This is a genomic window from Sphingomicrobium sp. XHP0239, assembly GCF_039555325.1.
Lineage (GTDB): Bacteria > Pseudomonadota > Alphaproteobacteria > Sphingomonadales > Sphingomonadaceae > Sphingomicrobium > Sphingomicrobium maritimum.
This window is the reverse complement of record NZ_CP154608.1, coordinates 98,922-124,269: the sequence shown is the minus strand read 5'-3', so window position 1 is coordinate 124,269 and position 25,348 is coordinate 98,922. Positions and strand designations below refer to the sequence as shown.

General features: G+C 66.1%; 27 protein-coding genes. 14 read left to right on the top strand and 13 right to left on the bottom strand.

From position 1 onward, the window contains the following. The first annotated feature begins 46 nt into the window (after window positions 1-46). On the top strand, window positions 47-1,183 hold the full coding sequence (locus tag WJT74_RS00630) for an N-acetyltransferase (RefSeq protein ID WP_343345640.1): 1,137 nt from the start codon (window positions 47-49) through the stop codon (window positions 1,181-1,183). On the opposite strand, the gene WJT74_RS00625 is transcribed toward WJT74_RS00630, so the two are convergent. Then, window positions 1,180-2,097, bottom strand: a complete 918-nt coding sequence (locus WJT74_RS00625; protein WP_343345638.1) for a hypothetical protein — start codon at window positions 2,095-2,097, stop codon at window positions 1,180-1,182. The genes WJT74_RS00630 and WJT74_RS00625 overlap by 4 nt on opposite strands. A 131-nt stretch (window positions 2,098-2,228) precedes the next feature. Here WJT74_RS00625 and WJT74_RS00620 point away from each other — a divergent pair, with 131 nt between their 5' ends. Then, complete coding sequence (locus WJT74_RS00620) at window positions 2,229-3,104, top strand: SDR family oxidoreductase (protein WP_343345635.1); 876 nt, start codon at window positions 2,229-2,231, stop codon at window positions 3,102-3,104. Window positions 3,105-3,110: 6 nt separating this feature from the next. Here the strand turns inward: WJT74_RS00620 and xth are convergent, their stop codons facing one another. The 3 genes from xth to WJT74_RS00605 all read right to left on the bottom strand — a co-directional run bounded on the left by xth (window position 3,111) and on the right by WJT74_RS00605 (window position 5,207). Beyond that, window positions 3,111-3,887, bottom strand: coding sequence for an exodeoxyribonuclease III (xth, locus tag WJT74_RS00615; RefSeq protein ID WP_343345633.1), 777 nt, complete (start codon window positions 3,885-3,887; stop codon window positions 3,111-3,113). A gap of 11 nt (window positions 3,888-3,898) precedes the next feature. Beyond that, window positions 3,899-4,222: a HesB/IscA family protein gene (locus WJT74_RS00610; protein WP_343345630.1), complete on the bottom strand. Its 324-nt coding sequence runs from the start codon at window positions 4,220-4,222 to the stop codon at window positions 3,899-3,901. 73 nt (window positions 4,223-4,295) lie between these two features. Continuing rightward, complete coding sequence (locus WJT74_RS00605) at window positions 4,296-5,207, bottom strand: M23 family metallopeptidase (RefSeq protein WP_343345628.1); 912 nt, start codon at window positions 5,205-5,207, stop codon at window positions 4,296-4,298. Between the two features lie 380 nt (window positions 5,208-5,587). Here WJT74_RS00605 and WJT74_RS00600 point away from each other — a divergent pair, with 380 nt between their 5' ends. Together WJT74_RS00600 and serA are read left to right on the top strand one after the other, a co-directional pair. After that, window positions 5,588-6,703: a phosphoserine transaminase gene (locus WJT74_RS00600; protein ID WP_432215224.1), complete on the top strand. Its 1,116-nt coding sequence runs from the start codon at window positions 5,588-5,590 to the stop codon at window positions 6,701-6,703. Continuing rightward, window positions 6,700-8,280 carry a phosphoglycerate dehydrogenase gene (gene serA, locus WJT74_RS00595; protein ID WP_343345623.1) on the top strand — a complete coding sequence of 527 codons (1,581 nt, stop codon included), beginning with the start codon at window positions 6,700-6,702 and terminating at the stop codon, window positions 8,278-8,280. The genes WJT74_RS00600 and serA overlap by 4 nt, the downstream gene beginning before the upstream one ends. Window positions 8,281-8,291: 11 nt before the next feature. Here the strand turns inward: serA and WJT74_RS00590 are convergent, their stop codons facing one another. Further along, window positions 8,292-9,107, bottom strand: coding sequence for an aldo/keto reductase (locus tag WJT74_RS00590; protein WP_343345622.1), 816 nt, complete (start codon window positions 9,105-9,107; stop codon window positions 8,292-8,294). Between the two features lie 128 nt (window positions 9,108-9,235). Between WJT74_RS00590 and WJT74_RS00585 the strand changes: the two genes are divergently transcribed. Together WJT74_RS00585 and WJT74_RS00580 are read left to right on the top strand one after the other, a co-directional pair. Beyond that, window positions 9,236-10,525, top strand: a complete 1,290-nt coding sequence (locus WJT74_RS00585; RefSeq protein ID WP_343345620.1) for an adenylosuccinate synthase — start codon at window positions 9,236-9,238, stop codon at window positions 10,523-10,525. A gap of 23 nt (window positions 10,526-10,548) precedes the next feature. Continuing rightward, window positions 10,549-11,259, top strand: coding sequence for a class I SAM-dependent methyltransferase (locus WJT74_RS00580; protein ID WP_343345618.1), 711 nt, complete (start codon window positions 10,549-10,551; stop codon window positions 11,257-11,259). On the opposite strand, the gene WJT74_RS00575 is transcribed toward WJT74_RS00580, so the two are convergent. From WJT74_RS00575 to WJT74_RS00555, 5 genes are read right to left on the bottom strand one after another with little or no spacing between them, the layout of a single operon-like run. After that, complete coding sequence (locus WJT74_RS00575) at window positions 11,256-11,639, bottom strand: YkvA family protein (RefSeq protein ID WP_343345616.1); 384 nt, start codon at window positions 11,637-11,639, stop codon at window positions 11,256-11,258. The genes WJT74_RS00580 and WJT74_RS00575 overlap by 4 nt on opposite strands. After that, complete coding sequence (locus WJT74_RS00570) at window positions 11,614-11,883, bottom strand: acylphosphatase (RefSeq protein WP_343345613.1); 270 nt, start codon at window positions 11,881-11,883, stop codon at window positions 11,614-11,616. The genes WJT74_RS00575 and WJT74_RS00570 overlap by 26 nt, the downstream gene beginning before the upstream one ends. After that, on the bottom strand, window positions 11,880-12,674 hold the full coding sequence (fabI, locus tag WJT74_RS00565) for an enoyl-ACP reductase FabI (RefSeq protein ID WP_343348215.1): 795 nt from the start codon (window positions 12,672-12,674) through the stop codon (window positions 11,880-11,882). The genes WJT74_RS00570 and fabI overlap by 4 nt, the downstream gene beginning before the upstream one ends. Before the next feature lie 2 nt (window positions 12,675-12,676). Beyond that, on the bottom strand, window positions 12,677-13,738 hold the full coding sequence (locus WJT74_RS00560) for a YihY/virulence factor BrkB family protein (protein WP_343345610.1): 1,062 nt from the start codon (window positions 13,736-13,738) through the stop codon (window positions 12,677-12,679). Next, window positions 13,696-14,661 carry a DnaJ C-terminal domain-containing protein gene (locus tag WJT74_RS00555; protein ID WP_343345607.1) on the bottom strand — a complete coding sequence of 322 codons (966 nt, stop codon included), beginning with the start codon at window positions 14,659-14,661 and terminating at the stop codon, window positions 13,696-13,698. Before WJT74_RS00555 ends, WJT74_RS00560 begins: the two co-directional genes overlap by 43 nt. A gap of 73 nt (window positions 14,662-14,734) precedes the next feature. Between WJT74_RS00555 and pdxH the strand changes: the two genes are divergently transcribed. The 3 genes from pdxH to WJT74_RS00540 are packed head-to-tail and all read left to right on the top strand — an operon-like array spanning window position 14,735 to window position 17,024. After that, entirely contained in the window at window positions 14,735-15,307 is a 573-nt protein-coding gene (gene pdxH, locus WJT74_RS00550) for a pyridoxamine 5'-phosphate oxidase (protein ID WP_343348212.1), read from the top strand. Continuing rightward, complete coding sequence (locus WJT74_RS00545; protein WP_343345606.1) at window positions 15,304-16,236, top strand: cation diffusion facilitator family transporter; 933 nt, start codon at window positions 15,304-15,306, stop codon at window positions 16,234-16,236. The genes pdxH and WJT74_RS00545 overlap by 4 nt, the downstream gene beginning before the upstream one ends. Continuing rightward, window positions 16,233-17,024, top strand: a complete 792-nt coding sequence (locus WJT74_RS00540) for a PhzF family phenazine biosynthesis protein (protein WP_343345603.1) — start codon at window positions 16,233-16,235, stop codon at window positions 17,022-17,024. Before WJT74_RS00545 ends, WJT74_RS00540 begins: the two co-directional genes overlap by 4 nt. On the opposite strand, the gene mnmA is transcribed toward WJT74_RS00540, so the two are convergent. After that, complete coding sequence (gene mnmA, locus WJT74_RS00535) at window positions 17,021-18,127, bottom strand: tRNA 2-thiouridine(34) synthase MnmA (RefSeq protein WP_343345601.1); 1,107 nt, start codon at window positions 18,125-18,127, stop codon at window positions 17,021-17,023. The genes WJT74_RS00540 and mnmA overlap by 4 nt on opposite strands. Before the next feature lie 75 nt (window positions 18,128-18,202). On the opposite strand from mnmA, the gene WJT74_RS00530 reads away from it, so the two are divergent. From WJT74_RS00530 to WJT74_RS00520, 3 genes are all read left to right on the top strand, one after another. After that, window positions 18,203-18,397, top strand: a complete 195-nt coding sequence (locus WJT74_RS00530) for a hypothetical protein (protein WP_343345599.1) — start codon at window positions 18,203-18,205, stop codon at window positions 18,395-18,397. An 89-nt stretch (window positions 18,398-18,486) separates the two neighbouring features. Continuing rightward, window positions 18,487-18,786, top strand: coding sequence for a DUF1153 domain-containing protein (locus WJT74_RS00525; protein ID WP_343345596.1), 300 nt, complete (start codon window positions 18,487-18,489; stop codon window positions 18,784-18,786). Window positions 18,787-19,025: 239 nt separating this feature from the next. Continuing rightward, on the top strand, window positions 19,026-19,298 hold the full coding sequence (locus tag WJT74_RS00520) for a GlsB/YeaQ/YmgE family stress response membrane protein (protein WP_432215223.1): 273 nt from the start codon (window positions 19,026-19,028) through the stop codon (window positions 19,296-19,298). A gap of 70 nt (window positions 19,299-19,368) precedes the next feature. Here the strand turns inward: WJT74_RS00520 and WJT74_RS00515 are convergent, their stop codons facing one another. Continuing rightward, a complete protein-coding gene (locus WJT74_RS00515; protein ID WP_343345593.1) occupies window positions 19,369-20,103 on the bottom strand; it encodes an SIMPL domain-containing protein in 735 nt (244 codons plus the stop codon). Window positions 20,104-20,186: 83 nt separating this feature from the next. Beyond that, on the bottom strand, window positions 20,187-20,453 hold the full coding sequence (locus tag WJT74_RS00510) for a GlsB/YeaQ/YmgE family stress response membrane protein (protein ID WP_343345591.1): 267 nt from the start codon (window positions 20,451-20,453) through the stop codon (window positions 20,187-20,189). A 228-nt stretch (window positions 20,454-20,681) separates the two neighbouring features. On the opposite strand from WJT74_RS00510, the gene WJT74_RS00505 reads away from it, so the two are divergent. Then, window positions 20,682-21,869, top strand: coding sequence for an efflux RND transporter periplasmic adaptor subunit (locus WJT74_RS00505; protein ID WP_343345588.1), 1,188 nt, complete (start codon window positions 20,682-20,684; stop codon window positions 21,867-21,869). Then, window positions 21,866-25,318 carry an efflux RND transporter permease subunit gene (locus tag WJT74_RS00500; protein ID WP_343345585.1) on the top strand — a complete coding sequence of 1,151 codons (3,453 nt, stop codon included), beginning with the start codon at window positions 21,866-21,868 and terminating at the stop codon, window positions 25,316-25,318. Before WJT74_RS00505 ends, WJT74_RS00500 begins: the two co-directional genes overlap by 4 nt. Window positions 25,319-25,348 lie beyond the last annotated feature (30 nt).

The following is a 25,348-nucleotide window of genomic DNA, read 5'->3' as shown; positions in this document are numbered from 1 at the left end:
ATGAAGCCAGGATGACACGGGGCCCGCCCCGCGCTAGCGCAGGCACATGGCCGCGTTGACCATCACCCCCGTCACCTCCCGGGCCGATCGCCGAGCCTTCGTCGATCTGCCCTACCGTCTCTACGCCGACGATCCCGTCTGGGTGCCGCCGCTTCGCTCCGAAACGCGCGCCCTGCTGGACCCGGGCCGGAACCCCTGGTTCGCGCACGGACAGCTGGCGCTCTTCCTCGCTCGACGCGACGGGCGGGTGGTCGGTCGGATCAGCGCGCAGATCGACACGCTCTGGACCGATCGCTACCCCGGCGAGGGTCATTGGGGCCTGTTCGAGGCCGAGGACGAGGAAACGGCCCACGCGCTTCTCGACCGCGCCCGCCAATGGCTGTGCGATCGCGGCATGAAACGGGCGCTCGGCCCCTTCAGCATTTCGATCTGGGACGAACCCGGCCTGCTGGTCGACGGGTTCGACGAAGCCCCGATGGTGATGATGGGCCATCATCGCCCCGACTATCGCCACTGGGTCGAGAGCGCGGGCTACGAGAAGGTCCGCGATCTCCATACCTTCGCGCTCGACATCCGCATTGACATGATTCCCGTCGTCGATCGGCTGATCAAGGCGGGCGCCAAATCCGACCGGATCGTCATCCGCGACGTGGACCGGTCCAAGTTCGACGAGGAAGCCGCGATCATCCTCGACATCCTCAACGACGCCTGGTCGGACAATTGGGGGTTCGTGCCATTGACCGACGCCGAGATCGAATATGCGGGCAAGAAACTCAAACCGATCATCGTCGAGGATCTGGTCAAGATCGCCGAATATGACGGCGAACCCGTCGCCTTCATGATCACCATTCCCGACATCAACGAACATCTGCGCGACCTCGGCGGCAGCCTGTTTCCCTTTGGCTGGGCGAAGCTGCTCTGGCGCCTACGCGATCCTGCGAGGGCCAGCCGCGTGCGTGTGCCGCTCATGGGGGTGCGCAAGTCGCATCAGCGCGGCCGCCTCGCCAGCCAGCTGGCCTTCATGCTGATCGAATATACGCGGCTCGTCTGCGTCGAGAAGTACGGCATCCACCAGGGCGAGTTCGGCTGGGTACTGGAAGACAATGCCGGCATGATGTCGATCGCCGAACTGCCCGGCGCGGGCATCAACCATACCTACCGAATCTACGGACGGGATCTCTAGCGCGGCTCAGGCGGCGCGCCCGCGTTCAGCTCTTCTTCCATCAGCTTGGTCAGGCTCGCCATCGCGATCCGGCTCGGTCGGTGCGCGCTCGATAGATAGAGGCTGCGCAGATAGGCGCGGTCGAAGGTGGTCATCCGGTCCGCGCGTCGGCCTTCCGCGAACAGCGACAGGACCGTGTCGAAATCGGTCAGCTCGTCGGGTTCCTGCGTCCGCGCCAGTGCCCGCATGGTGACGTAATCGGCCAGCGCATAGCTGTCGATGTCGCCGAGCGAGGAGCGCGCCACCAGCACCACCGACAGTTCCAGGTCGACGCGCACGGGAATGTGCAGCCGCGACATGCGGCTTGTCGGGACGCTGGGCGGCGGCGTGCCGTTGGTGATCGCCGATTGCCATTCGGCCGCCAGCTCGAAGCCCGTCAGGACGGCATTGCCGTCCTCGTCGCGCGTGCTGACGATGTTCCACGCGCGCACCGGACCCTGCTGCTCCCTGACCGCATTGCGCTCCGCCTTGCTGAGCGTACGGACGAGCGGACTGTTGTCCTCCAGCAACTCGGCATAGGTCGCGGCGGGATCGTTGACGACGATGGCCCAGACGTTCGCCTTGCAATTGGGTTCGCGGTTGACCGGCACGTCGGCGGCCTCGGCATTGGCGAAGATGCGGTCGATCACGGCCTGCGCATTGTCTTCCAGCAATCCCCACACGCCGGGACAGATCTCGCCCTGGAACCGCGCCATCGGCTCGCTGTAGCTGTTCGTGCGCGCGGTGATGTCCCGCGCCTGTTCGCGGGCCTTCTGGCCGTCGACCTCGATGCGCTTCTCGATGATGATCTCGTCATCGGGATCCTGCGCGGCGGCAGGCGCGGCGGCGAACACGCACAGGCCCGTCATCCAGGCGGCGGCGATCCTTGCGAACATGATCATCTCCCTCGAATTCTGGCCGCCCTCGCCCCCTCAACGCGGCGAGCGACGCAATGTTGCCCCGATTGGTCGCAGCACAAGGCACCAGCCGACGCCACGAATGTTCGACGAACAAAGGAGAATTTCCCATGAGCACCATCGAAACCATCCCCGCCGACCCGACCGAGAGACGCCTCCACGAGGCCGACCTTCCGGGCTCCGAGGCCGAACTCGATCCGACCCCCGAGTACATGCCCCGTTACGCAGGCTCCGATCGGCTGAAGGGCAAGGTCGCGCTCGTCACCGGCGCGGACAGCGGCATCGGACGCGCGGTCGCCATCCTGTTCGCGCGCGAAGGCGCCGACATCGCGCTCGTCTACCTCAACGAGGACGAGGACGCCGAAAAGACCGTGAAATTGTGCGAGGACGAAGGCGCGCGCGCCTTCGGGATCGCCACCGATCTTGGCGACAGCAATGCCTGCCAGAAGGTCGTCGACCGCGTGATCGAGAAATTCGGCCGCCTCGACGTGCTCGTCAACAATGCCGGCGAACAGCATCCCGACAAGGCGATCACCGACATCAGCGAACAGCAGCTTCGCCGCACCTTCCAGTCCAACATCTTCTCGATGTTCTTCCTGACGCAGGCCGCGCGCCCGCATCTTAAAAAGGGCGCTTCGATCATCAACACGACCTCGATCACCATGTACAAGGGCCAACCGGTCCTGCTCGACTATTCGGCGACCAAGGGCGCGATCACGGCCTTCACGCGGTCGTTGAGCGCAAACCTCGTCGAGGACGGCATCCGCGTGAACGCGGTCGCGCCCGGCCCGATCTGGACCCCGCTCAACCCCTCGGGCGGAATGTTGCCGGAAAAGATGGACAGCTTCGGCGAGGACACGCCGATGGGCCGCCCCGGCCAGCCCAACGAGGTCGCGCCGAGCTACCTGTTCCTTGCTTGCGAGGATTCCAGCTACATCAGCGGACAGGTCCTCCACCCCAACGGCGGGACGATCGTCAACGGCTAGTCGGCGTCACGCGAAATTGGCCCATACGGGCGCGTGGTCGGAGGCCTTTTCCTCGCCGCGCGCCCATTTGTGGACGCCCGCCCCCGTCAGCCGGTCCGCCGCCGCGGGCGAACAGAGCAGGTGGTCGATGCGAAAGCCCGCATCGCGCTGCCACGCGCCGCGCTGATAATCCCAGAAGGTATAGAGTTTCGCCTCGTCGGGATGAAAGCTGCGCAGCGCATCGGTCCACCCCTGCGCCACGATCCGCCGCAGCGCCTGCTGGCTCTCCGGCTGGAACAGGGCGTCGTTCGCCATCGCCGAGCGCGACCATGTGTCGCGATCCTCGGGAATGACGTTGTAATCGCCCGCCAGCACCGTCGGCCGCTCGCGCGCCAGGAGGTCGGCGGCGTGCAACCGCAATTGCTCGAGCCATTCCAGCTTGTAGGTGAATTTATCCGTCCCCACCGGATTGCCGTTGGGCAGGTAGATGCTGGCGACCCGCATGCCCATCACGTCCGCCTCGATGTAGCGGGACTGGTCGGGATTGGGGTCGTCGGGAAGCCCCGTGCGAATCAGTTCGGGCTCCTCGCCCCGCGCCAGGATCGCGACCCCGTTGAAACTCTTCTGCCCGTGCCAGATGCCCGGATAGCCCGCCTCCTCGAATTCCTTCTTGGGAATGCTGTCGTCCATGCTCTTCAGTTCCTGAAGGCAGACGATGTCGGGCTTTTCCTTCGCCAGATATTCGGTCAGCCGCGCCAACCGCGCGCGGATGCCGTTGATGTTGAAGGTTACGATGCTCGGCATCTATTGGCGCCTCAGATCGAGAAGCTGGTGCCGCAGCCGCAGCCCGACTGGGCATTGGGGTTGGTCACCTGGAAGCTCGCGCCGCCCAGATTTTCCACGAAATCCACCGACGAACCGTCGAGGAAGTCGAAACTGGTCGGATCGACGAGCAGCGCGACGCCGTCGGTCTCGGTACGGATGTCGCCCTCCTCTGGCTCGCCCAGTTCGAATCGATAGGTGAAACCGGCGCACCCTCCGCCCTCGACCGACAGCCGCAGCATCGCGGGACGTTCCTGCTTGTCGGCGATCGCGCGAACGCGGGTCGCGGCGGCGGGGGTCAGGACGGGTTTGCTCATGATCGGCATGTAAGAAGGGCGGGCCGCGCTAGCAACCCGCCCGTCGTGGAGCCTTTTAGGGTCTACGGCGCAATCAGTCGTTGGCACCCCCGAGGCCGTGCATCGCGTCCGCCGCATCGGCGTCGCGCAGCGCGAGGAGATAATCGGTCGATTCCATGAAGGGGATCGGGTTCACCGAGCGGCCGTCGATCCGCACTTCGTAGTGTAGGTGGCTGCCGGTCGAACGACCCGTCGAACCCATCTTGCCGATCTGTTCGCCGCGGGTGACGCGCTGGCCCGCACGGACACCGACCTGCGACAGGTGGGCGTAGCGGGTGATGATACCGTTGCCGTGATCGACCTCGACGAGGTTGCCGTAGCCGCCCGAATTCCAGCCGGCCCGCTTCACGACACCGTCGGCGGTCGCCTGGATCGGCGTCCCGATGGGTCCGGCAAGGTCGATACCGGCGTGGCGCGCACGGCGATTCTTGAAGGGGTCGTTACGCGTACCGTAGCTCGAGGTCAGGCGCGCCGCCTCGACGGGCTTGGCCGAAGGAACCGCGATGGCGCCGTCGGCGAGATTGTCGAGCCGCTTCCAGCTCTTGAACAGCTTGGCGAAGGTTTCATCGCCCTCGCTGGCGCTTTCGAACGGACCGCCCTGGCCGGTGGCCGTCTCGAGGCGGTCGGCGACGCCGAGATGCTCGAGTTCCTTGACCTGCGCGGCATACTGCTCGTCGAGCAGACGATTGGCGAGCGTGGCGAGAACGCGCTGACGCTCCTCGATCTGCTCGTGCCAGGCGATTTCCTGCTCGAGGCTGAGGCTCGCTTCACGCTCGTTGATGAGCTGCGCGGTGGCGAAGCCCGACCAGCCGGTCAGGCCGAACAGCATCGCGAAGGCGAAAACCTGCGCGAAAATCGAAACCTTCACCCGGGTCACCCGTTCGCCGTCACGAAGGAAGATTTCCCTGTCGCGAAAGATACCCGTGCGCTTGTTCGTTGCTGCCATTGTCCACCCGCTCCCGAATATTCCGTCCGGCCCGTCTTGATCGAGCCGATCCATCCCAAAAAGGCGGTCCCCACCGCCTATTCCCCACGAGCGACACGGATGCCGCCCGAAATTCGTAAGCCAGACGTGTCGGCTAAACCTTAAGAAACTCAAGCCGATGTTCCCGAAACCCGGACGAGATGTGAAAACGCTGGGATGAGTTGAGGCAACTCTTATCCCATGTTAACTAATTCGAGGCGCTTTAAGGGTCTGCAGCCGATCTTTAGTGAATCCTTCACTACGGCCTCGATCGCGCCTTTCCCGTCCTCCGCCCGCGCGCTAGACAAAACACGGGCCACGCCGCCCCAACGCGGCGCACCTCTCTGGGAGGAGAGCATATGATGACGAAGCCGACCGAGCGCCCCGTGCGCCCCTATTTCTCGTCCGGACCGTGCGCCAAGCCGCCGGGATGGAGCCCCGACAAGCTGAACCTCGACGGCCTCGGCCGGTCGCATCGCGGCGCGCACAACAAGGCGCGTCTGGCGCACTGCATCGCGCTCATGCGCGAACTGCTCGACCTTCCCGACAGCCACCGAATCGGAATCGTTCCCGGCTCCGACACGGGCGCGTTCGAAATGGCGATGTGGACCATGCTCGGCCCCCGTCCCGTCACCGCGATGGGTTGGGAGAGCTTCGGCAAGGACTGGGTCAAGGACGTCGCCGACCAGCTCGACGTCGAAGGCAATCTCGTCACCGCCGACTATGGCGAACTTCCCGACCTGGGCGCGGTCGACTTCGACCATGACGTGCTCTTCACCTGGAACGGCACCACCTCGGGCGTGCGCGTGCCGGACGGCGACTGGATCCCCGCCGATCGCGCCGGCCTGACCTTCGCCGATTCGACCAGCGCGGTGTTCGCGATGCGGATCCCGTGGGACAAGGTCGATGTCGCCACCTTCTCGTGGCAGAAGGTGCTCGGCGGCGAGGCGGCGCATGGCGTCCTCATCCTCGGGCCCCGAGCGGTCGAACGCCTCGAAACCCACGTCCCCGACCGCCCGCTGCCCAAGCTGTTCCGGCTGACCAAGAGCGACGGCAAGCTCGACGAGGGCATCTTTACCGGCGCGACGATCAACACCCCCTCGATGCTGTGCGTCGAGGATGCGATCCACAGCCTCGACTGGGCCCGGTCGGTCGGCGGCCTCGACGGCATGATCGCGCGCAGCGAAGCCAATGCCGCCGCGGTCGACCGACTGGTCGATGCGCGCGACTGGCTCGATCACCTCTGCCCCGATCCCGCGTTGCGCAGCGTGACGGGCGTCTGCCTCACCGCCGACGCCGATCCCGACCGGATCAAGGCGATGGTCCGGATGATCGAGGACGAGGGCGTCGCCTATGACTTCGGCGCCTATCGCGACGCGCCTCCGGGCTTCCGGATCTGGTGCGGCGCGACCGTCGACACCGCCGACATCGAGGCTCTCGGGCCGTGGCTCGACTGGGCATGGAGTGAAACGCAATGAAGGTTCTGATCGCCGACAAGATGGATCCGCGTGCCGCCGAGATCTTCCGCGAACGGGGGATCGACGTGGACGAGAAAACCGGCCTCTCGCCCGACGACCTCCAATCCATCATCGGCCAGTATGACGGCCTCGCCGTCCGCTCCGCGACCAGGCCGAACGCCGCCATTCTCGAGGCTGCCGACAACCTCAAGGTGATCGGCCGGGCGGGCATCGGCGTCGACAACATCGACATTCCCGCCGCCACCCAAAAGGGCGTTGTCGTGATGAACACGCCCTTCGGCAATTCGATCACGACCGCCGAACATGCGATCGCGCTGATGTTCGCGCTTGCCCGCCAACTCCCCGCCGCCGACGCCTCGACTCAGGCGGGCAAGTGGGAAAAGTCGCGCTTCATGGGCGTCGAACTTACCGGCAAGACGCTGGGCCTGATCGGCGCGGGCAACATCGGCTCGATCGTCGCCAGCCGCGCACAGGGCCTCCGCATGAAGGTCGTCGCGTACGACCCCTTCCTGACAGAGGAACGCGCGGTCGATCTCGGCATCGAAAAGGTGACGCTCGACGATCTTCTCAAGCGCGCCGACTTCATCACTCTCCACACGCCGCTGACCGACGAGACCCGCGGCATCCTTTCGCGCGAGTCCTTGGAAAAGACCAAGAAGGGCGTCCGCATCGTCAACTGCGCGCGCGGCGGCCTCATCGATGAGGCCGCGCTCAAGGACATGCTCGACAGCGGCCAGGTCGCGGGCGCGGCCTTGGACGTGTTCGAAACGGAACCCGCCACCGACAGCCCGCTGTTCGGCACCCCGGGCTTCGTCTCCACCCCCCATCTTGGCGCATCGACCACCGAGGCGCAGGTCAACGTTGCCATCCAGGTCGCCGAACAGATGAGTGACTATCTCCTCACCGGCGCAGTCACCAACGCCATCAATTCCCCCTCGATCAGCGCGGAGGAAGCGCCGCGCGTCCGACCCTACATGGGGCTCGCGACCAATCTCGGCCGCCTCGTCGGACAGGTGCTGGGCGAGGATGTCGCCGCCATCTCGGTCGGGGTCGAGGGCGCGGCCGCCGAACTCAACATCACCCCCATTTCGGGCGCAGTGCTGGCGGGGCTGATGGGCAGCTATTCCAGCAGCGTGAACATGGTCAACGCCCCCGTGCTGGCCAAGGATCGCGGCCTCGACGTCAGCGAGGTGCGTCACCGCCACGAAGGCGACTATCACACGCTCGTGCGGGTCAAGGCGACGCTCCGCGACGGCATTAAGCGATCGGTCGCGGGTACCCTGTTCGGCAGCGACAATCCCCGTCTCGTGGAAATGTTCGGCGTTCCGATCGAGGCCGAGATCAACGGCCCGATGCTTTACATCGTCAACGCCGACGCCCCGGGCTTCATCGGCGCGCTGGGCTCGACGCTCGGCGATGCGGGCGTCAACATCGCGACCTTCGCGCTCGGTCGCCGCGATATCGGGGGCGAGGCGCTGGCACTGATCGCGATCGACAGCCCGCCCTCGCGCGGCCTTCTCGACGCGCTGCGCTCGCTACCCGACGTGCGCCAGGTCGTCGCGCTTCGGTTCGACTAGGGGCGGTTCGACTAGCAGAATTCGTTCGGATCGGGCCCGATTCGACCGTCCGGATCGTCGAGCGCGTCGATCTGGGCCATTTCCTCGTCGCTCAGCCGGATGTGCGTCGCCGCATAGTTCGCCTCGATATGCTCGCGGCTCGATGCCTTGGGGATCGCCGACAGGCCCCACTGGAGATGCCAGCGAAGCACGATCGCCGCGGGCGACACGTCGTGCGTCTTGGCGAGCCGCTGGACCACCGCCGACTTCATCGCGTCGCCCTGCCCCAGCGGTGACCAGCATTGCGTCACGATGCCGAGCTCCTCGTGCACCCTGTAAAGCGCCGACTGCTGGAAATCGGGATGCAGCTCGATCTGGTTGACCGCCGGTGCGAACCCCGTCTCCTCGATCAGGAGCCGCAGATCCTCCTCACGGAAGTTGGAAACGCCGATCGACTTGGCCCGTCCTTCTTCGCGCAATTCGATCAGCGCCTTCCACGTGTCGACGAACTTGCCCTTGTCGGGGCACGGCCAGTGGATCAGCAGCAGGTCGACGTCCTCTCGGCCCAACCGATTGAGGCTGTGGCCGAACGCGGTCTTGGCTTCCTCGTAGCCCTGGTCCTCGTTCCACACCTTCGTGGTCAGCCAGATGTCGGGATGCTTGGCCAGCGCCTCGCCCACGCCCTCCTCGTTGCCGTAGATGGCGGCGGTGTCGATCAGCCGGTAGCCGACGTCGACCGCGCTCTGCACGGCCTCGACCGCATCGCGCGTATCGATCTTGTAGGTTCCAAATCCCAGTTGCGGCATCTGGCGATCGTCGTTGAGGGTCAGCATCGGCTGGTCGGTCATTTTTCGGGCGCTCCTTTGTCTCCTTCCTCAAGCGTGTACGGCGCCGCGCAGGTTCCACACGGACTGGACGCTGGCGCGCCGATGCCCTAGCCAGCGGGCGAACCGTCCAGGGCAGGATTCCCACTACAATGGTCAACGTTACCGTCATCGGCGCCCAGTGGGGCGATGAGGGCAAGGGCAAGATCGTCGACTGGCTGGCGGCACGCGCCGATCTGGTCGTCCGTTTCCAGGGCGGGCACAATGCCGGCCACACGCTGGTCGTCGGCGGCACCACCTACAAATTGTCGCTCCTTCCCTCGGGCATCGTCCGCGGCACACCCAGCGTGATCGGCAACGGCGTCGTCCTCGATCCCTGGGCGCTGCGCGACGAGATCGAGAAGGTGCGCGGACAGGGTCTCGACATCACGCCCGACAAGCTCTGGATCGCCGAGAACACGCCGCTCATTCTCCCCATCCACCGCGATCTCGACGCGCTGCGCGAGGATGCGTTGGAAAAGGGCAAGATCGGCACCACCCGGCGCGGCATCGGCCCCGCCTACGAAGACAAGGTCGGCCGCCGCGCGATTCGCGTGTGCGACCTCGCCAACCTCGACGAGATCGCGCCCATCTTCGAACGGCTCTGCGCCCACCACGACCATCTGCGCGCGGGCTTCGGGCAGAACCCGATCGACCGCGACAAGCTGATGACGGACTTGCGCGGCATCGCGGACTTCGTCGCGCCCTTCGCGCGCCCGGTCTGGCGCGACCTCGACGAGGCACGCCGCGCGGGCAAGCGCATCCTGTTCGAAGGCGCGCAGGGCACGCACCTCGACGTCGATCACGGCACCTATCCCTTCGTCACCTCGTCCAACACCGTGTCCGGCACCGTGGGCGCGGGCAGCGGCATGGGGCCGAGCGCCGCTGGCACCGTGCTGGGGATCACCAAGGCCTATACCACCCGCGTCGGCTCCGGCCCCTTCCCGACCGAACTGCACGACGAGATCGGCCAGCGTCTCGGCGAACGCGGCCATGAATTCGGCACGGTCACCAGCCGCCAGCGCCGCTGCGGCTGGTTCGACGCGGTGCTGGTCCGAAAATCGGTCGCGGTCACCGGCATCAACGGCATCGCCTTGACGAAGATCGACGTTCTCGACGGCCTCGACACCGTCAAGATCTGCACCGGCTACCGCATCGACGGCGAGGAGTACGACTATCTGCCCGCCAACGCGGGGCTCCAGTCGCGGATCGAACCGGTCTACGAGGAAATGCCCGGCTGGTCCGAAACCAGCGCGGGCGCGCGCAGCTGGGCCGACATGCCCGCCGCCGCGATCAAATATGTCCGCCGGATCGAGGAGCTGGTCCGCTGTCCGGTCACGCTGCTATCGACCAGCCCCGAGCGCGACGACACGATCCTCGTCTCGGACCCCTTCAGCCAGTGACCAGCCGCGAGCAGACGGGCTTCATGCCCAAGGATCACGAGGCCGACGCCCATGTCGGGCTCCGCGACAAGCTCACTTGGGCCCTGTTCGCCCCTGCTACCGCGCCGTTCCTGATCAAGAGCCTGCGCGGCGGGTCAAAGGCCGAAAAGGCGCGGCTGCTGCGGCGCCTCGATCTGCCCGACGATGCGCTGCCGAACCTCGGTTCGTGGAAGGCCGATACCGGCCTCCTCCATCTCGTCTGCGATCTGATCGCCGAACTTCGACCCCAGCGGGTCGTCGAATTCGGCTGCGGCGCCTCCAGCCTCGTCATCGCGCGAGCGCTCCAGAAGGCCGACTGCCCGCCGCACACGAGCTTCGATCAGCACGCCGATTTCGTCGAACAGACGTCGCGCTGGCTATCCGAGCACGGTCTGACCGCCGACATTCGTCACGCCGCGCTCCAGCCTATCGACGATGACTGGCCCGGCCTCTTCTACGATACCGGTCCGCTGGAAGACGGCATCGACCTGATGATCATCGACGGGCCGCCGTGGACCATCCACCCGATGACGCGCGGAGGGGCGGCGCGGCTGTTCCGCCACCTCGCGCCCGGCGCGACGGTGCTGCTCGACGATGCCAGCCGTCCCGGCGAACGGATGGTGGCACGCCGCTGGCGCCGCGAATTTCCCGACATGGACTTCCATCTCTGGAAAGGCGGCGAAAAGGGCACGCTGATCGGCCGCAAGCCCGCCTAGACCAGCACGCGCCACACCCACAGGGCGATCAGAATCCAACAGGCGACCACCGCCGCCAGTCCGATCCAGCTGACCGGCTTTTCCGCCAGCGCCGCCGCCTCGCGGCGCAGACGCGACACCTGCCCTTCAGGTATCCGTCGCAGTGTCAGCCACACCCCCAGCGGCACGATGACGAGGTCATCGAGCAGCCCGAGCACGGGGATGAAATCGGGGATCAGGTCGACCGGGCTGAACGCATAGGCCGCGGTCAGAAACGCGAGCAGCTTGGCTCCTTTCGGGACCGCGGGATCGCGCGCCGCCAGCCATACGAGCAGCGCATCGGCCTTGAACCGCCGCGCCCATCCGCGCCAGCAGTCAGTGACGGACCGCGAACCCGTCATGGCCTTCGGGCTCGACCGCGCGCGCATCGAGTGCGTCGACCTTCGCATTGGGCGGCCCGGACCGCAGCCGGTCGATCAGTGCATCGACCGCATCCTGCTCGCCCTCCAGATGCGCCTCCACGCTCCCGTCGTCGCAGTTCCGCACCCAGCCGATGACGCCGAGCGCCCGCGCTTCCTCCTGCGTGGTCTTGCGGAAGAACACGCCCTGCACCTTTCCGGTGATCGAGACGCGCCGCGCGATCATCCGGCGGTGGTGATGTCGGGCGCGTCCTCCGCCTTCATCCCGACCACATGATAGCCCGCGTCGACGTGCAGCACCTCGCCCGTCACGCCGCTGGCCAGATCGCTGAGCAGATAGAGCGCCGACCCGCCGACGTCCTCGATCGTCACGTTGCGGCGGAGCGGCGAATTATATTCGTTCCATTTGAGGATGTAGCGGAAATCGCCGATCCCGCTGGCCGCCAGCGTCTTGATGGGCCCCGCGCTGATCGCGTTGACGCGAATTCCCTCGGGCCCCAGATCGGCCGCTAGATATTGCGTGCTGGTCTCCAGCGCCGCCTTCGCGACCCCCATGACGTTGTAGTGGGGGATGACCTTCTCAGCGCCGTAATAGGTCAGCGTGAGGATCGACCCGCCTTCGCTCATCATCTCGCGCGCCCGCTTGGCCACCGCCACGAAGCTGTAGGCGGAGATGTTCATGGTCATCAGGAAGTTGTCGAGGCTGGTGTCGACATACTTTCCGCGAAGCTCGTTCTTGTCCGAAAAGCCGATCGCGTGGACGACAAAGTCGAGGCTGTCCCACCGCTCCTTCAGTGTCGCGAAGGCGGCGTCGAGATTGTCCATGTCGGCGACGTCGCACTCGATCAGGAAATCGCTGCCCAGTTCCTCGGCGAGCGGACGCACCCGCTTTTCCAGAGCCTCGCCCTGATAGCTGAACGCCAGTTCGGCACCTTCGTCCGCCAGTTTCTTCGAAATGCCCCAGGCCAGCGACTTGTTGTTCGCCAACCCCATGATGAGCCCGCGTTTGCCCTTCATGATCATGCCCGTTCTTCCTCCTCTTTGTCCGCCTCGTCCTCGCCGCGCTCCTCATAGTCGAGCTCGGCGGCGTGCGGGCCATCATATTCTTCGCCTTCTAGCGCCTTGTCCCCCGCGTCGGCCAGCGCGGCGTTCAGTTCGGCGCCGATCACGACGCCCAGCCCGACGATGTAGAAGAAGATGAGCGCGACCATCGCGCCGGCCAGGCTGCCGTAGGTGCGCCCGTAGCCGCCGAACGACTGCACCGCCACCGGAAGGATCGCGACGGTGATCAGCCACCACAGGGTGATCGCCAGCGCCCCCGGCCACAATCGGCAATTCTCGCGGCGATAGCGGGTCGGGGTCAGCGTCCAGATGATGATGTAGACGGTGACGTACAGCGTGATGGCGGGAATGATCCGCAACAGCGCGACCACGCCCGCCCCCTCCTCGGTCACGGGCAGGAACTGCGTGATCAGTTGCTGGATGCTCGACAGCGTCAGACTGGTCGCGAAAGCGACGATGAGGAGGAACACCGATCCCACGATCAGTCCGATCGACGCCAGTCGATATTCCCAGAAAGGTGCCACCATCCGAACCCCATAGGCACGGCGCAGCACGTCGCGGATCGTCTCGATGAAGCTGCCCGTCGTCCACAGGCCGATCAGCGCCCCGAACCACAACAGCGGTCCCGGCCGACGCTCCGACACTTCGAACAGGGGCTCGGCCAGCGCCTCGGCCACGTTGGGCGGCAGCCGCGACAGGATGGTGAGGATGGCGCTGTCGCTCGCCCCGCCCTCGCCGATCAGGGTCGCGATCGCGGTGGCGAGGATGATGAAGGGAAAGATCGCCAGCATCGAGATGTAGGCGAGGTTGCCGGCATGGATGAACCCGTCCGAATAGACGCCGATCGCGACTCGCTTGGTGACTTCCCACGGGCGGTCGCTGTCGCGCAATCGGCGGATCGCGTCCTTGCCGAATTTCGCCCGCAGCGCAGCGAGGCGCCGCCGTCGCGCCTCGGGGGAATGGGGCGAGCGCGAACTCAGCCGCTTATTCCTTCGCGCACGTTCCCGGGATGCGACCATCCGGCGACGAACTGCGCCAGCGCGGGATCATCCTTCGGGATCGCGATTTCCAGCGTGACGAGCTGGTCGCCGCGACCACCCGTCCGCTTGGAAAAGCCCTTGCCCTTCAACCGCATCACGGTGCCGCCACTGGTTCCGCCCGGGATGGTCATGGTGACCGCTCCGTCGACGGTCGGCACCTTCACCTTGCCCCCTTCGACCGCCTCCTTGAGGCTGATCGGCAGGTCGAGGCGGATGTCGTTGCCGTCGCGGCGGAAATGCTTGTGCCCCGAAATCTTGACCGTGACGATCGCATCGCCGCGACCCGCCGGGCCGGCATCGCCCTTCCCGGCGAGCCGCACCTTGGTCCCGTCCTCGACCCCAGCGGGCAGCTTCATGTCGAGCGTCGATCCGTCGGACAGCTTGACCCGCTGCGTCTCGAGCGTCGCCGCGTCGACGAACGGTACCGTCAGTCGATAATTGGTGTCGGCGCCCTTGCGCGGGGGTTCGGCCCGGCGCCCGAACGGGCCGCGCGACTGGCGCTGTTGTTGCTGCTGTTGCTGCTGGCCGCGGAACAATCCCTCGAACAGGTCCGATAGATCGGCTTCCTCGAACCCCTGCTGCCCCGCGCCGGCGCCCGGATAGCCCTGCGAGCGTCCGCTGCGACCACCGAACGGGCTGCCGCCCCCGCCGCCGCCGAAGCCTGCGCCGAAAGGCGATTTCTGGTTGCCGTCCTCGTCGATCTCGCCCCGGTCGTACTGGGCGCGCTTGTTCTTGTCGGACAGAATGTCGTACGCCTGCGTCACCTTGCCGAACCGCTCGGCCGCCTTGGGATTGTCCTTGTTGCGATCGGGGTGGAGCTGCTTGGCGAGGCTGCGGTAGGCCGTCTTGATCTCGGCTTCCGACGCGCCGCGCTTCAGGCCCAGTTGCTGATATAGGTCCATGACACACCTCTGGCGCAATGCGGGACGGAAGGCCAGCCTTGCCTCGCTCCTTCCTGCCCCCTACGCGGATCGCATGGATCCGTTCCCCCTGTTCGACGAATGGTACGACGAGGCCAAGCGTGCCGAGCCGAGCGATCCCAACGCGATGGCGCTGGGTACCGCGACACCCGACGGTCGCCCGTCGGTCCGCATCGTGCTGCTGAAGGACCACGGCCCCGAGGGCTTCGTCTTCTATACGAACAAGGAAAGTCGCAAGGGCGAGGAACTGACCGCCAATCCGCGCGCCGCCGCCACCTTCCACTGGAAATCGATCTACAAGCAGGTGCGCATCGAAGGCCGCATCGACCATGTCGAGGCCGCCACCGCCGACGACTATTTCCGTAGCCGCGACCGCGACAAGCAGCTCGCCGCGGTCGCCAGCGACCAGAGCCGGCCGCTGCCCGATCGCGAGACCTTTCTCGACCGCATCGACGCGCTCGAGCGGCAATATCCGTCCGGCGACCTGCCGCGGCCCGACTATTGGGGTGGCTATCGACTCGTTCCCGACCGGATCGAATTCTGGGAAGGCACGCAGACCCGCATGCACCATCGCCTTCTGTTCGTGCGCGAGGGCAAGGACTGGACCGAAGGACTGTTGTACCCATGAGCGGCGTTCATCATCACGACCATGACCATCAGGGCGAGCGCGCGCAGCTGACCACGCGGGCGGCGATCTTCTCGGTCTCGGTCGCGCTGTTCCTCGTCGGGATCAAGCTGTGGGCGACGTGGGAGACGGGCAGCGTCGCGATGCTCGGCAGCCTTGCCGACAACGCCCTCGATCTCATCGCCAGCCTCGTGACCTTCTTCGGGGTCCGCTACGCCGCCATGCCCGCCGACGAAGAGCATCGCTTCGGTCACGGCAAGGCCGAGGGGATCGCGGCGCTGTTCCAGATCATCCTCATCTCGGTCAGCGCGATCGGCATCGCATGGCGCGGGATCGATCGGTTCGGATCGGGCGAGCGGACGCAAGAACTGGAACTCGGCGTCGGGGTGAGCGCGGTCGCCATCGCGGTGACCCTCGCCCTGCTGGCCTATCAGCGGTTCGTCATCGCGCGCACCAATTCGGTCGCGATCCAGACCGACCATGTCCATTACCAGTCTGACCTGCTGCTCAATCTCGCGGTGATCGCCGCGCTGCTGCTCGACCAGGTCGGCAACTTTCCGCTCGCCGACCCCATTTTCGGCGTCGCCATCGCGGCATGGCTGCTGTGGGGCGCATGGCGCGGGGGCAGCCATGCGATCGACCAGCTGATGGACCGCGAATGGGCTCCCGACAAACGCGAGCGGTTCCTCGAGATGGTCAAGGCGCATCCCGACATGCACGGCATCCACGAACTGAAGACCCGCACCTCGGGCGGACAGGATTTCGCGCAGTTTCACATCTGGCTCGATCCCCGAATGACGGTTTCGGAAGCGCATGACGTGATGGACGAGATTGAGGCGCGGATCCATCGGGAGTTCCCCGGCACCGAAGTGCTCATCCACCCCGATCCCAAGGGACTGGACGAACCCGGACAGGACACCACGCCCGAATGAAGATTCCTTTCACCCAGGTCGATGCCTTCGTCCTCGACGGCAAGTCGCTGACGGGTAATCCGGCGGCGGTCATGGTGCTCGAGGACTGGCTTCCCGACGATCTGCTGCAGGCCATCGCGGTCGAGAACAACCTGTCGGAGACCGCCTTCCTGAAGCGTTCGGACGGCGAGGCCGACTGGGACCTTCGCTGGTTCACGCCCGGATCCGAAGTCGACCTGTGCGGTCACGCCACCCTCGCCAGCGGCCACGTGCTGATCGGGTCCGGCGATCGCGTCCGCTTCGCCACCCGCGCCGGCCTGCTGACGGTCGAACGCGAGGAAGGCCGGCTGGTCGTCGATCTGCCCGCCTCGACCGGCCTCGAACCGGTCGAGGACGATGCGCTGATCGAGGCGCTCGGCGTCATGCCGCGCGCGCTGATGCGGACCACCGGCGCGGCGGAGGATGCGCTATTGGTGCTGGTCGACGACGAGGCCGCCGTTCGCGCCTGCGCGCCCGACTATCCCGCGCTGCGGTCCCACGATGCGCTGGTGGTCGTCACCGCCCCGGGCGAGGCGACCGACATCGCCAGCCGCGTGTTCGCGGTTGCCTACGGTATCGACGAGGACCCGGTGACCGGCGCCGCCCATGCGGCGATCGCGCCGTGGTGGGCCAACCAGCTGGGACGGACCAGGTTCAGCGCGCTGCAGGCCAGCGATCGCGGCGGCATGCTCGACGTCGAGGTCCGGGACGACCGGGTCGCGCTCGGCGGGCGCTGCGTGACCGTGATCGAGGGTGAGTTCCGGCTCTAGGCCGCTTCGCGAACCGCCGCCTGCGTCGAGACGATCGTGCCGCCGCCCAACAACCGATCGCCGTCGTAGAAGACCGCCGACTGGCCCGGCGCGACCCCATACTGGGGCGCGTCGAATCGCACGCCGTCCTCGACCCGCATGGCGGAGACGGGCGGGGCGAGGCTGCGGACCTTCGCTTCCACCGTGCGCTGGTCCTCGCCGATCCAGTTCACATCCTCGATGCCCACCGATGCGATCGCCAGTGCGGCCTTCGGTCCCACGACCACCTCGCGCGCGTCGGGATCGATGCGCACGACGTAGAGCGGTTCGGGCTGGCCGCCGATATCGAGCCCGCGCCGCTGGCCGATGGTATAATGGACGACGCCGGGATGTTCGCCGAGGCGGTTGCCGTCGAGATCGACGATCGCACCGGGCGCCGCGGTTTCGGGGCGCAGCTTCTTGACCAGCGACGCATAATCCCCGTCGGGGACGAAACAGATGTCCTGGCTGTCGGGCTTGTCGGCAACCTCCAGCCCCGCCTTCGCCGCCAGCGAACGCACCTCGTCCTTCGGCAGGTCGCCGAGCGGGAAGCGAAGGAAATCGAGCTGGTCCAGCGTGGTTCCGTAGAGGAAATAGCTCTGGTCCCGACGCGGATCCCGGCCCTTCCACATCTGCGGCTTGCCGTCGTCGCCAGTCCGGCGGCGAACGTAATGACCGGTCGCAAGGCAGGTCGCCCCCAGTTCGCGCGCGAAGGCGAGCAGGTCGACGAACTTCACGCCCTGGTTGCACTGGCTGCACGGGATCGGCGTGCGCCCCATCGCATATTGATCGGCGAACTGGTCGATCACCCCCTCGCGAAAGCGCGATTCGTAATCGAGCACGTAATGCGCGATGCCCAGCGTGTCGCAGACCGTCTTCGCATCGTAGATGTCCTGCCCCGCGCAGCAGCTCCCCGAACGCGCCGCCGCCTCGCCATGATCGTAAAGCTGGAGCGTCACGCCGATCACCTCGGCGCCGGTTTCGTGCGCCAGGTGAGCGACCACGCTGGAATCCACGCCGCCCGACATGGCGACGACGATGCGCGCGTCGCCCGGGGCGCAGGGAAGGTCGAAGGCGGGAAGCATGGCGGCGATCTTTACCGGAAATTCACCCTGTTCGCATAGGTCCCTTGAACCATGAGCGAAAAATGAGGGACGCGGGTGGCGAAACACGAAAAGCAATTCGAGGGCAAGCCGTTGCCCATCGGCCGGATGGCGGCGGAGCACGCCGACCGGTTCGCCGATCGTCCGCGCGATGATCTGCTGATTCGCTTCCTCGCAGGGGAAGAAATCGAAGAAGGCCTCGACGGGACGTTCGCCCCGTCGACACGGTTAACGCGGCGTAACGATAGTTGAGCGGCCCGTTAACCAGCGAGCGTGACCATTTGTTCAAGCCCGCGAATTAAACGGTGAAGCCGTAACGAAGCGATGAGTTGAGGATGTAAATGCTCGAGAACCAGAACATCAAGCCTGCGCAAGTGATCGGCCCGCTCGGCGAACCGCTGACGCTCGACTCGCTCCCGCCGCCCTCGACGACTCGCTGGGTCGTCCGGCGCAAGGCCGAAGTGGTGGCCGCGGTGAACGGTGGACTGCTGACCGTCGACGAAGCCTGCGAGCGCTATGCCCTCAGCCTCGAGGAGTTCACCAGCTGGCAGCGTGCGGTCGACCGTTCGGGGATGCCCGGGCTCCGGGTCACGCGGCTCAAGCATTATCGCGACCAGTACGAGCGCCAGCAGCGCCTCTAGCGGGGCGTCGACAAGAGATTTCCTTCACCGGCCGGTCTCGGGTCCCTTCCCAACGTCTTTTCTTGCGAAAAGACACCCCGACACATGCTGGCGAACGGCCCCGTCTGCTCCCGGACGGGGCCGTTCTTTTGCCTGTCGTCCGGGCACAACAGTGTCGCATCCGGAACAATCCGCCCACTTCCCTCTTTAATTGGACAGAACCGCCGCGACAGACGGCGGACAATCAGGGAGAACATCAAATGTTGACGTGGATTCTCATCATCATCGTTGGCGGTATTCTGGGCTGGCTTGCCAGCATCGTCATGCGCACCGATGCCCAGCAGGGCATTCTTCTCAATATCGTGGTCGGCATCGTCGGCGCGGTGCTGGGTGGCCTGCTGCTTGCTCCGCTACTGGGTGGCGGTAGCATCACCAGTGGCGACTTCTCGATCTCGAGCCTGCTGATCTCGCTTCTCGGCGCGATCATCCTGCTTGCCATCGTGAACCTGGTGCGTCGCGGTTCCGTCCGCTAGACGCCAGCGTCTCACCAAAATAGCAGGGGCCGGGCGACATCGCGTCGCCCGGCCCCTTTTTTATGATCGATCAGCGCAGTTCGTAGCGCATCGACAGGCCGACACCGATCTCCTGTTCGCCCGGTCGCAGCGGCACCTTGCGCGCGCCCGTCACCGTGATCGATTGTTCGGCCATCGCCATCGGGACCGGCGGAGGCGCCATCCCGTTGACGCCCTCGGACACGTAGACCAGCCGCACGTCGCGCTTGCCGAGCGCCGCGGCATAGGCGCGGGCCCGTTCCTCGCCCATGCGAAGCGCCTCCATCCGTGCCCGTTCGGTCAGCGGATCGGGGTCGGCGAAGGTGAAGCTGGGACCGTTCACTTGGTTGGCGCCGGCTTGGACGAGCGCATCGACGATCGTCCCCGCTCGCTCGATGTCCCGAAACCGGACGTTGACAGTGTTGCTGGCGGCATAGCCGGTCAGCCGCGGCTCGCTGCGCTCCGAATAATCGAACTGCGGGTTGAGGCTTACGCGCGACGTCTGGATGTCGCGATCCTCCACCCCTGCCGCCTCGAGCGCGCCGAGGATCGCCTCGATCCGGTCGCTCGCCTCGCGCAGCGCGGCGGCGGCAGTCGGGGCGCGCACCTCCACGCCCGCGTTGACGATGGCGAGATCGGGGACCGCGTCGACCGTTCCGGTCGCGTTGATGTCGATGGTGACGGGTTGCACCGTCACGGGGCTGGCCACCTGCGCGGCGGCGGGCACGGCGAGGACGGCAGGGCAGGCGGCGCCCAGCGCCAGCGCGAGGATCGTGCGATTGGTCATGTCTTTTTCTCCACAACGAAAAACCGGCCCGGACCTTTCGGCACGGACCGGCTTTCGGGTCACTGAATAAGGGTCCGGGCGGCCTAGCGGCGCTTGGCCACCAGCCGGTAGATGACGAGCAGGATGAGCGCGCCGACGATCGCGGCAAAGAAGCCTGCGCCCTCGCCCGGTTCGTACCAGCCGACAGCCTGGCCGAGGAAACCTGCCAGAAGCGCGCCGGCGATGCCGAGCAGGATGGTGACGATACAACCGCCGGGATCCTTGCCCGGCATGATGAGCTTGGCGATCCCGCCCGCGACCAGTCCAATCAGAATCCACACCAAGACGCCATAATCTGCGAGCATATTCATTCTCCCTATTGATGGGCTCATCGACCGATACGCCCGGTATCGCCCGCGGTTCCCTTCGGAGCGGAGGATAGAGCCGCCCGTCGTCAGCGCAAGCGCGCCCATTCGTCGAAAAGCACTGGCCGGGAAGGGCCGGAGCGCGTTTTCGCATGGGCAACTGTGCTACTGATATGATACGGCGGCGCGAGGCTGGGGCTATGGTCCCGGGGGAATGGGAAAGAAATGGACAGGATGAACCGCGAAACTCCGCTGCTGACCGAAGACGCCGCCCGGGCACGCAAGCGGCGCCGGATCGCGCTCCTCGTCGGGATCGGCGTCATCATCGTGGCGCTCTTCGCGGCCTTTGCCCTGATGCGCGAGGAAGGCGAAAGCGGCCCCAGCGGCCCCGCCGCCGCGGAGGCGCAGGGCGCGGGCGGCGCTCCGACGGTGTCGGTCATCGTGCCGGGCACCAGCGAAATCGGCCAGACCATCGTCGCCGCCGGCACGCTTGCGGCGCGGCGCGACCAGTCGATCGGCGTGTCGGGACAGGGCGGCCGTGTCACCCGCGTCCTCGTCGAGCAGGGCGATTTCGTCCAGGCTGGCCAGCTTCTCGCCTCGATCGAACGCGACGTTCAGGTCCAGCAGGCCGCACAACAGCGCGCCAGCATCGACGCCGCGCAGGCCGACGCCGAACTCGCCCGCAACAATCTGGAACGCGCGCGCCAGCTCGTCGACCGCGGTTTCGTCAGCCAGGCCGACGTCGACCAGAGGCAGGCGACCTACGACAGCGCGGTCGCCCGGGTCGAAGTCGCCCGCGCCCAGCTTCGCCAGACGCAGGCCTCGATCGGCCTTCTCGACATTCGCGCGCCCAATTCGGGCCTCATCCTCGAACGCAACATCGAGGTCGGCCAGGTCGTGGGCGGCGGCACCAACGCCTTCCGCATGGCACGGGGCGGCGAGATGGAAATGCGCGCACAGGTCAGCCAGGACGATCTCGGCGCGATCAACGTCGGCATGCCCGCGGTCGTGAGGCCGACCGGCACCGACAACGAGTTCGAGGGCCGCGTGTGGCAGGTCGAACCGACCATCGATCCGCAGAGCCGCCAGGGCGAAGTGCGCATCGCGATCCCCTACGACGGCGCGATCCGTCCCGGCGGGTTCGCCGAGGCGCGCATCGGCGCCGGCGCCACCACCGCGCCGTTGCTGCCCCAATCGGCGGTTCTCGCCGACGCGCAGGGCAATTACGTGATGATCGTCAACGACGACAATATCGTCGAGCGGCGCGACGTGCGCATCGGCAATGTCGACGATCGCGGTGTCACCATCGCCAGCGGTATCAGCGGGAACGAGCGGATCATCAGCCGCGCGGGCAGTTTCGTCACCATCGGGCGCGAGGTTTCCCCGATCCGCGAGAGCGCGCGGACCGGAGCGGCCGAATGAACTTCCGCAATATTTCCGCCTGGTCGGTACGCAATCCCGTCCCGCCGATCGTCCTCTTCGCGATCCTGCTGCTGGCGGGCGCGGTGTCGTTTGCGGAAATGGAAATCACCAACCAGCCCGACATCGACTTTCCCGCCGCGACCATCGGCATTTCCCAGCCGGGCGCCGCGCCCGAGGAACTGGAAAACCAGGTCACGCAGCGCGTCGAGGCCGCGATCCGCTCGATCGAGGGCGTCGATGAAATCAACAGCTCGATCAACCAGGGCTATTCCAACACCTTCGTCCAGTTCGAGATCGGCACCGAGACAGACCGCGCCGTCAACGACGTCCGCAACGCCATCGGCCAGATCCGCGGCGATCTTCCCGCCGGCATCCTCGAACCGCAGGTCAGCCGCGTCGACATTTCGGGCGATTCGCTGAGCTTCATCGCCGCGCGCACCACCGACATGACGCTCGAGGAGCTGTCCTGGTACATCGACAACGAAGTGTCGCGCCAACTGCTCGGCGCCGAAGGCGTGGCCGAGGTCAGCCGCTTCGGCGGCGTCAACCGCGAGATCAGCGTGACGCTCCGTCCCGAAGCGCTGCAGGCGCAGGGCCTGACCGCCGCGGCGGTCAACAACCAGCTTCGCCAGCTCAACATCAACGCCGCCGGGGGACAGACCGAATTGGCGGGCACGCGGCAGACCGTGCGCGTCCTCGGGAACGCCTCCAGCGCCGCCGACCTCGCGCAGACCCAGATCGCCACCGGGCGCGGCACGACCGTGCGCCTTCGCGACATTGCCGAAGTGCGCGATTCCTCCAGCGAGCAGACCAGCTACGCGCGGATGAACGGCGAGGAAGTCGTCGTCTTCAACTTCGCCCGCGCCAAGGGCCAGTCCGACGTCAATGCCTACAACAACGGCTGGGACGTCCTGACTCAGATCGAGACCGACGATCCGCGCATCGACTTCATCGAGATCTCGAACAGCGTCGACTATACGATGGTCCAGTATAACAGCTCGATCCAGGCACTGATCGAAGGCGCCGCGCTGGCGGTGCTGGTCGTCTTCCTGTTCCTGCGCGATTTCCGTGCCACGATCATCGCCGCGGTCGCGATCCCGCTGTCGGCCATCCCGGCCTTCTTCTTCATGGACCTCATGTCCATCAACCTCAATTTCCTCAGCCTGCTCGCGCTCGCGCTGGTCGCGGGGGTATTGGTCGACGATGCGATCGTGGAGATCGAGAATATCGTCAGACACATGCGAATGGGCAAATCCGCCTATCAGGCGAGTATCGATGCCGCCGACGAGATCGCGCTGGCCGTGCTCGCCACCACCACCACTATCGTCGCCGTGTTCCTGCCGGTCGCGCTGATGCCCGGTATCTCGGGACAATTCTTCCAGAACTTCGGCTTCACCGTCGTCCTTGCGGTGCTGGTCAGCCTGTTCGTGGCGCGCATGATCACCCCGCTCATGGCCGCCTACTTCCTCCGCGACGAGGGGCATGAGCACAAGGAAGACGGCTGGCTGATGCGCAAGTATCTCTCGGTGCTGCGCTGGACCCTGTCGCATCGCAAGTCGAAGGAGAAGCTGGAGGCACTCGACGAACCGCCGATGAAGCGCGTCTACCGTCAGGTCCCGCTGATCCTCGCCGCGATCGCCGCGTTCGTCGTCACGCTGCTTCCCTATTTCATCGCCCGTCCGCAGGAAGACGGCACGATGGGCGAACCCAAGAGCTTCGACGGGATTCCCTCGCTGTTCGAGTTCGCGCTTTTCTACGGGCTGACGTTCCTCGTCATGGCGCTGGCGCTCAGCATTCTCTCCATGCTCCTCGCCGCGATCGTCGGCGTGTTCGCCAGCGGCAACGGCTGGGGCGCACGCGGCAAGTATCGTCTCTATCGCGTCGGGGCGCGCTTCCGCGACCATCGCCTCGCGGCGGTGGCGGGCGGCGTGCTCACGCTGATCGCGACCTTCTTCCTGTTCACCAGCCTGTCGTTCCAATTCTCCCCGCAGGAGGATCAGGATTCCTCGACCGTGAACATCAGCCTGCCCCCCGGCGCGACCATCGAACAGACCGCCGCGATCGTCGAACAGGTCGCCGCCACGGTGCAGGAGCATCCGCAGGTCGACACCGTCTTCCAGCGGATCTTCACCGGCAATGGCAACGTCAACGTCTTGTGGAAGGAGGACCGGCCCGAACCTTCCTATGAATATGAACGCGAGATCGCGCCCTCGCTGACGCAGATCCCCGATGCGCGCATAAATTTCCAGACGCAGGGCGGCGGCGGCCCCGGCGGCGGCGGTCAGGCCATCACCGTCTATCTCGGCTCGTCCGACCCCGTGCTGCTCGAGGAAACAGCCTACCAGATCGCCGAGGAAATGAGCGGACTGGACATGCTGGTCGGTCCGCGCGTGACCGGCGACGATATCCGTCCCGAGATCAACATCATCCCGCGCTTCGACCTTGCCGCCGACCTCGGGGTCACCACGACCTCGCTGAGCCAGACGATCCGCATCGCGACGCTGGGCGAGATCGAACAGAACAGTGCCCGTTTCAGCCTGTCCGACCGTCAGGTCCCGATCCGCGTCGCCCTGTCGGAAGAAGAGCGCGAGAATATCGATACGCTTCTCAACCTGCCGGTGCCGACGTCGAACGGCGGCTCGGTGCCGCTGCGTTCGGTCGCGGAAATCGGCTTCGGCTCCGGTCCGACCACCATCCAGCGCACCGATCAGTTGCGCCGCATTGCGGTGGGGACCGACATCGCGCCCGAAACGGAAATCGGTGACGCCCGCGCGGCGATCAACGAACTGCCGACGCTGCAGGAACTGCCGCGTGGCGTCCGCCGTCTCGAACTGGGCGAGGAGAAATGGCAGGCCGAACTGCTCAACAACTTCTTCATCGCCCTCGGCTCCGGCGTGCTGCTGATGTTCGCGGTGCTCGTGCTGCTCTATCGCCGCTTCCTGTCGCCCTTCGTCAACATGGGCTCGCTATTGCTGGCACCGCTCGGCGCGGCGATCGCGCTGCATCTCGCGGGCAAGCCGATCTCGCTTCCCGTTTTCATCGGCGTGCTTCTGCTGTTCGGAATCGTGGCGAAGAACTCGATCCTGCTGGTCGATTTCGCGATCGACATGATGGACCGCGGCATGGACAAGGAAAAGGCGATCGAGGAAGCGGGTCACAAGCGCGCCCAGCCCATCGTCATGACCACGGTGGCGATGGTGGCGGGGATGATCCCGATCGCGCTGTCGCTGCACGGCGACGGCAGCTGGCGCGAACCGATGGGCTATGCCGTTATCGGCGGGTTGCTCTTCTCCACTCTGCTGACGCTCCTTCTCGTGCCCGCCTATTTCAGTCTCGCGCTGGATCTGGAACGCAAGCTGGGGGCGCGCTTCGCCGGTCTCGTCAACGAGAACGAGCAGGGCCGTATCCGCCAGCAGGGGGACGAACCGCGCGCGCTGCCTGCGGAGTGACTTTTGCCGCGATAGTGCGTTAGGCGGGGA

Excerpts from the sequence above, each read along its gene's own strand:
- pdxH (WP_343348212.1), top strand. The coding sequence starts at position 14,735 with ATGGATCCGTTCCCCCTGTTCGACGAATGGTACGACGAGGCCAAGCGT.
- WJT74_RS00515 (WP_343345593.1), bottom strand. The coding sequence starts at position 20,103 with ATGACCAATCGCACGATCCTCGCGCTGGCGCTGGGCGCCGCCTGCCCT.
- WJT74_RS00545 (WP_343345606.1), top strand. The coding sequence starts at position 15,304 with ATGAGCGGCGTTCATCATCACGACCATGACCATCAGGGCGAGCGCGCG.
- WJT74_RS00585 (WP_343345620.1), top strand. The coding sequence starts at position 9,236 with ATGGTCAACGTTACCGTCATCGGCGCCCAGTGGGGCGATGAGGGCAAG.
- WJT74_RS00505 (WP_343345588.1), top strand. The coding sequence starts at position 20,682 with ATGAACCGCGAAACTCCGCTGCTGACCGAAGACGCCGCCCGGGCACGC.
- WJT74_RS00525 (WP_343345596.1), top strand. The coding sequence starts at position 18,487 with ATGCTCGAGAACCAGAACATCAAGCCTGCGCAAGTGATCGGCCCGCTC.
- xth (WP_343345633.1), bottom strand. The coding sequence starts at position 3,887 with ATGCCGAGCATCGTAACCTTCAACATCAACGGCATCCGCGCGCGGTTG.
- serA (WP_343345623.1), top strand. The coding sequence starts at position 6,700 with ATGAAGGTTCTGATCGCCGACAAGATGGATCCGCGTGCCGCCGAGATC.
- WJT74_RS00510 (WP_343345591.1), bottom strand. The coding sequence starts at position 20,453 with ATGAATATGCTCGCAGATTATGGCGTCTTGGTGTGGATTCTGATTGGA.
- WJT74_RS00620 (WP_343345635.1), top strand. The coding sequence starts at position 2,229 with ATGAGCACCATCGAAACCATCCCCGCCGACCCGACCGAGAGACGCCTC.
- mnmA (WP_343345601.1), bottom strand. The coding sequence starts at position 18,127 with ATGCTTCCCGCCTTCGACCTTCCCTGCGCCCCGGGCGACGCGCGCATC.
- WJT74_RS00590 (WP_343345622.1), bottom strand. The coding sequence starts at position 9,107 with ATGACCGACCAGCCGATGCTGACCCTCAACGACGATCGCCAGATGCCG.
- fabI (WP_343348215.1), bottom strand. The coding sequence starts at position 12,674 with ATGAAGGGCAAACGCGGGCTCATCATGGGGTTGGCGAACAACAAGTCG.
- WJT74_RS00600 (WP_432215224.1), top strand. The coding sequence starts at position 5,588 with ATGACGAAGCCGACCGAGCGCCCCGTGCGCCCCTATTTCTCGTCCGGA.
- WJT74_RS00625 (WP_343345638.1), bottom strand. The coding sequence starts at position 2,097 with ATGTTCGCAAGGATCGCCGCCGCCTGGATGACGGGCCTGTGCGTGTTC.
- WJT74_RS00570 (WP_343345613.1), bottom strand. The coding sequence starts at position 11,883 with ATGATCGCGCGGCGCGTCTCGATCACCGGAAAGGTGCAGGGCGTGTTC.
- WJT74_RS00580 (WP_343345618.1), top strand. The coding sequence starts at position 10,549 with ATGCCCAAGGATCACGAGGCCGACGCCCATGTCGGGCTCCGCGACAAG.
- WJT74_RS00500 (WP_343345585.1), top strand. The coding sequence starts at position 21,866 with ATGAACTTCCGCAATATTTCCGCCTGGTCGGTACGCAATCCCGTCCCG.
- WJT74_RS00630 (WP_343345640.1), top strand. The coding sequence starts at position 47 with ATGGCCGCGTTGACCATCACCCCCGTCACCTCCCGGGCCGATCGCCGA.
- WJT74_RS00575 (WP_343345616.1), bottom strand. The coding sequence starts at position 11,639 with ATGACGGGTTCGCGGTCCGTCACTGACTGCTGGCGCGGATGGGCGCGG.
- WJT74_RS00605 (WP_343345628.1), bottom strand. The coding sequence starts at position 5,207 with ATGGCAGCAACGAACAAGCGCACGGGTATCTTTCGCGACAGGGAAATC.
- WJT74_RS00540 (WP_343345603.1), top strand. The coding sequence starts at position 16,233 with ATGAAGATTCCTTTCACCCAGGTCGATGCCTTCGTCCTCGACGGCAAG.
- WJT74_RS00560 (WP_343345610.1), bottom strand. The coding sequence starts at position 13,738 with ATGGTCGCATCCCGGGAACGTGCGCGAAGGAATAAGCGGCTGAGTTCG.
- WJT74_RS00610 (WP_343345630.1), bottom strand. The coding sequence starts at position 4,222 with ATGAGCAAACCCGTCCTGACCCCCGCCGCCGCGACCCGCGTTCGCGCG.
- WJT74_RS00555 (WP_343345607.1), bottom strand. The coding sequence starts at position 14,661 with ATGGACCTATATCAGCAACTGGGCCTGAAGCGCGGCGCGTCGGAAGCC.
- WJT74_RS00520 (WP_432215223.1), top strand. The coding sequence starts at position 19,026 with ATGTTGACGTGGATTCTCATCATCATCGTTGGCGGTATTCTGGGCTGG.